This window comes from Tissierella sp. (assembly GCF_052089545.1).
GTDB lineage: Bacteria > Bacillota > Clostridia > Tissierellales > Tissierellaceae > Tissierella_A.
This window is the reverse complement of sequence record NZ_JBQDAA010000189.1, coordinates 1-4,475: the sequence shown is the minus strand read 5'-3', so window position 1 is coordinate 4,475 and position 4,475 is coordinate 1. Positions and strand designations below refer to the sequence as shown.

The following is a 4,475-nucleotide window of genomic DNA, read 5'->3' as shown; positions in this document are numbered from 1 at the left end:
TATTAGTAGCCTTTTCTAAATCTGAACTTGCTCCCGTTGTTATATCTTCTTTTCCAAAAACTATTTCTTCACTAGCCCTACCAGCTAAAGCTACCATTATATTTGATAAAATTTCTTTTTTAGTTTGATATATTCTATCTTTAGGTATATTCAAGCTAAAGCCTCCTATTCCTTTTGTACTTGGAATAATACTTACCTTTGTTACTCTATTTTCTTGACATATAAGTTTAGTAACAAGTGCATGTCCAGCTTCATGATATGCTGTTATTTTTTTATCTTCTACACTTATAAAGCTTTTATCTTTCTTTTCATCCCCCACTAAAATTTTATAATATGCTTTATCTATATCTAACTGTGAGATTTCCTTAGAATTAGACCTAGCAGCTATTATTGCTGATTCATTTAAAAGACTTTCAAGTTTAGAACCACTAAAATATATAGTTTCTAAAGCGACTCTTTTAAAATCTACATCAGGAGCTAAAGGTTTATTTTTTCCGTGTAAATTTAAAATTTTTTCCCTGTCAATAAGATCTGGTAACTGAATTTCTATTTGTCTATCAAATCTTCCTGGTCTTAAAAGTGCTTCATCTAGAACATCTATCCTATTAGTAGCAGCTATTACTATTATACCTTCGCTTTCTTTGAATCCAGACATCTCAGCAAGAAGTGCATTTAAGGTTCTATCTCCTTCTTCATTTGAATTTAAATTATTCCCTTTTCTCTTCTTTCCTAAAGAATCTATCTCATCTATAAATATTACAGATTTCTCTGTTTCTTTAGCCTTCTTAAATAGTTTCCTGATTCGACTTGCTCCAAGTCCTGAATAAACCTGTATAAAATCTGATCCTGATACTGGAAATATTGGTACTTCCGCCTCACCTGCTAATGCTTTTGCAAGTAAAGTTTTTCCAGTTCCCGGTGGTCCATATAAAAGTACTCCTCTAGGTAATTTAGCCCCATATTTTTCATATATTTCAGGATTTTTTATAAAATCCACCATCTCGTACAAGGCTTCTTTTGCTTCTTCATTCCCCGCTACATCCTTAAATTTTATACCACTATCATAGTTAACTTCTTCTATTTGGGAAAGATTATTCATTTCCTTTTCAGCCATTTTCGAATAATTTTTCCTTATATATATAATTAAGAACACTAGACCAAATCCAAGAATAACAGCAATTATCTTATCTGCTCTTGTAGTATCTTTTTCTGTTACTTTTGCACCGTTAAGTAATAATTCTCTTTTAAAATCTTCTGAACGTGGATTATCTGTAAAAGCCTTACTTCCATTTTTAAAAACCAACTCTATATTAGCCGATTCTCCTATTATTACTTCTTTTATATTTTTCTTTTCTAATTCATCTATAAAGGTTGTGTATGATATAGTTTTAATACTATCTTTATTTCTTGAAATAAAATAAACACCAGCGATAGTAGGAATAAGAAAAAGTATAACTAGAAAAATCATTATATTTTTTTTACTATTTTTCAATTGTCTACCCCCTTACCATTACTATTATTAATAATAGTATATCGCTTAATTTAGCACTTTTCTAGCTCCTTTATATGGTAGTATTAGAATATTAAACTAAAAAAGATAGCATATGCTATCTTTCTTTTAGTTTTTTTTCAGTTTTTTTAGTAAAGAATCTAATTTAATATTTTGTTCATCATTCAATAAAGTTCTTATACTTTTAAGTTTTTGAAATAGAATTTCATATTCTTCATAACTCATTTCTTTTTCTATCTCTTCATTTATTTGTATTACTTGTAAATATATTTCTTCTTCAGATTTATTTTCATAGTTTTTAGCTTCAATTTCATTTCTTTTAAATTCACTTTTATCAATATGGTAATTATCTAGCTTTTTTTTGGATTTTTCATTCATTATATTTTTATACCTCCTCTATGTTACTATATAATCTATGAGGAGGTTAGTCTGTATATTCCTTTTAATCTTTAATTGCTTTTATTAATCTTTTCATATCACTAGGAAGTTCTGCAACAAATTCTATCGCTTCTTCTGTTCTAGGAAGATTTAACTTTAAATAGGAAGAATGTAGAGCTTGTCTTTCTATATTAATACTTTTTTCATTATAAAGAATATCTCCTATTATAGGATGACCTATGTGTTCCAAATGTACTCTTATCTGATGAGACCTTCCTGTAAATATTTGTACTTCAAGCAGTGTAGAGTCTTTAAATCTCTCTTTAACAATATATTTTGTGACAGCTTTTTGGCCATCTTTATCAATAGTTTTTTTTATATTTCCCTCTATCTTTTTTCCTATAGGTAAATCTATAATCTTTTCATTTTCCTTTACTACACCTTCGACTATAGCTAAATATTTTTTCACTACTGTTTGTGCTGCAAATTGAAGTGCCAATTGTTGATGTGCAAATGGGTTTTTTGCAACTATAAGTATCCCCGTAGTATTCATATCTAATCTATTAACAAATCTAACCTTTTTTTTAATATTTTTCTCTTTAAAATAATATGATATACCATTTGATAAGGTTCCATTTTGATGTGACTTTGTTAAATGTACTACTGTATTTTCTGGTTTATTTAATATAAGTAAATCAAAATCTTCATATATTATATCCAATTTTATTTTTTCTGCTTCTATGTTGTTTTCCTCATCTTCCATAACTAAAATAATTATATCACCTTCATGTAAACTTAAATCTTTTTTTCTATGTTTACCATTTACCAATATATTTTTATGTTTATATAATTTCCTAAATAATCTGGACGATATATTCTTATCTTTTAAAAACTTTTCTAAGTTTTTAGTCTCTTTATTACAATTAAATATTACAATATTTTCACTTTCTTTAAAAAGATTCATAAATTCCTCCCTATATTTTATTATTTATTATATAATGTAATTAAGTAATCAAATTTATTTTAATAGAACTATAGAAGGGGTAGAGTAACTTTTGAATATAAATAGAAAAATAAACATTATATCCAACAAAAACTTAGAATCAATAAAAACTTCAATGAAATTAAAAGAAAAACTATCACAAAGAGGTTTTATCATTTCAGAAAAATATGATAAGAATGCTGAATTAAACATTTGTGTAGGTGGAGATGGTGCTTTTTTAAGAGCTGTACATAGAAATAACTTTACATCTATACCATTTATAGGTATAAATACAGGTCATTTAGGTTTTTTCCAAGAAATCGCTCCAGTAAATATTGATAATTTTATATTAAAATACATTAATAATGAATATACTGTAGAAGAAATATACCTTGTAAGTGCAGAGATATTTACTCGCAAAAAACGATATTATTTAACAGCTGTAAATGAAGTTGTAATTAAAGGTACACACTCTAAAGTAATTCATTTAGATCTTTTTATAGATGGCAATCATTTAGAAAAGTTTAGCGGTGATGGATTAATAATATCTACTCCTGTTGGTAGTACAGCTCACAACCTCTCAGCTGGTGGGAGTATTGTTTATCCATCTTTAAAAACGCTACAAATTACTCCTTTAGCTCCAATAAATTCTAAAGCTTATAGATCTTTGATCAAAAGTGTAATTATACCAGGAGATTTAACAATAAAAATAAAACCAGAACATTATTATACAAATTCTACTCTTATCTTAAATGATGGTATGGAATTTAAATATGACAATATTAAACATATTAATTTGAAAATCTCTAAGAGAAAAATCTATAAACTAGTTTTTGATAAAGATATATATTGGAATAATTTAAAAGATAAATTTATATAAAGAACCTACTCGAGTAGGTTCTTTATATAAATATTTATTAATTGTTGAAATTGATATTATTTAATCCATATATAAGTAAATCTCTTGCAATTGGTGCAGCTGCCTCTCCACCAGTTAAGCCCTCTTCTTCCAAAACTACTACTACGCTCAGTTTAGGTTCATCATATGGTGCAAAGCCTACAAACCAACTATGTGCCTTATCTGACGCATTTTCAGCAGTTCCAGTTTTCCCAGATACCTCTACATTCCTTATACTTGCATTTCTTCCAGTACCAGATATTACAACTTCCCTCATCATCTCTTTTATTTCCTTAGCTATCGAATCAGTTGTAACATTTGACAATATTTCACTTTCATTTTCTTTTATTACTTTCCCACTCTTATCCATTACTTCTTTAACTAAAATAGGTTTTACTATTTCCCCCTTATTTGCGATGGCTGAAACCATCATACCCATATTCAGAGGAGTAACCAGCACCTTACCTTGACCTATGCTTGAAGATGCAATTTCAGTCTTCTTCATGGACTTTGTATAGTTGAACTTAGATTGTTTAACTGGTAAATCAAAAGGAATCTCGCTATTTATCATAAATTTTTCTGATACACCACCAAGTTTTTCTATACCAAGCATCAAAGATTTTTCTACAAAATATGGATTGCAGGAATCCTTAAAAGCCCCTTTCAAATCAATTTTTCCATGTGAATACCCTTTATAATCTCTAAAT

The 4,475-nt window shown here is 27.8% G+C and carries 5 protein-coding genes; 1 reads left to right on the top strand and 4 read right to left on the bottom strand.

What is annotated here, in order from left to right:
* From ACTHW2_RS11160 to ACTHW2_RS11150, 3 genes are all read right to left on the bottom strand, one after another.
* On the bottom strand, positions 1-1,492 hold a 1,492-nt coding region (locus ACTHW2_RS11160), incomplete at its 3' end, for an ATP-dependent metallopeptidase FtsH/Yme1/Tma family protein (RefSeq protein WP_442263998.1).
* 126 nt (positions 1,493-1,618) lie between these two features.
* On the bottom strand, positions 1,619-1,888 hold the full coding sequence (locus ACTHW2_RS11155) for a hypothetical protein (RefSeq protein ID WP_442263997.1): 270 nt from the start codon (positions 1,886-1,888) through the stop codon (positions 1,619-1,621).
* 64 nt (positions 1,889-1,952) lie between these two features.
* Positions 1,953-2,852 (bottom strand): RluA family pseudouridine synthase, encoded by a 900-nt coding sequence (locus tag ACTHW2_RS11150; protein ID WP_442263996.1) that lies wholly within the window; start codon positions 2,850-2,852, stop codon positions 1,953-1,955.
* Between the two features lie 91 nt (positions 2,853-2,943).
* Between ACTHW2_RS11150 and ACTHW2_RS11145 the strand changes: the two genes are divergently transcribed.
* On the top strand, positions 2,944-3,750 hold the full coding sequence (locus ACTHW2_RS11145; RefSeq protein WP_442263995.1) for an NAD(+)/NADH kinase: 807 nt from the start codon (positions 2,944-2,946) through the stop codon (positions 3,748-3,750).
* Between the two features lie 37 nt (positions 3,751-3,787).
* Here ACTHW2_RS11145 and ACTHW2_RS11140 read toward each other — a convergent pair.
* Positions 3,788-4,475, bottom strand: a 688-nt coding sequence (locus ACTHW2_RS11140; RefSeq protein WP_442263994.1) for a penicillin-binding transpeptidase domain-containing protein, incomplete at its 5' end; no start/stop codon positions are given.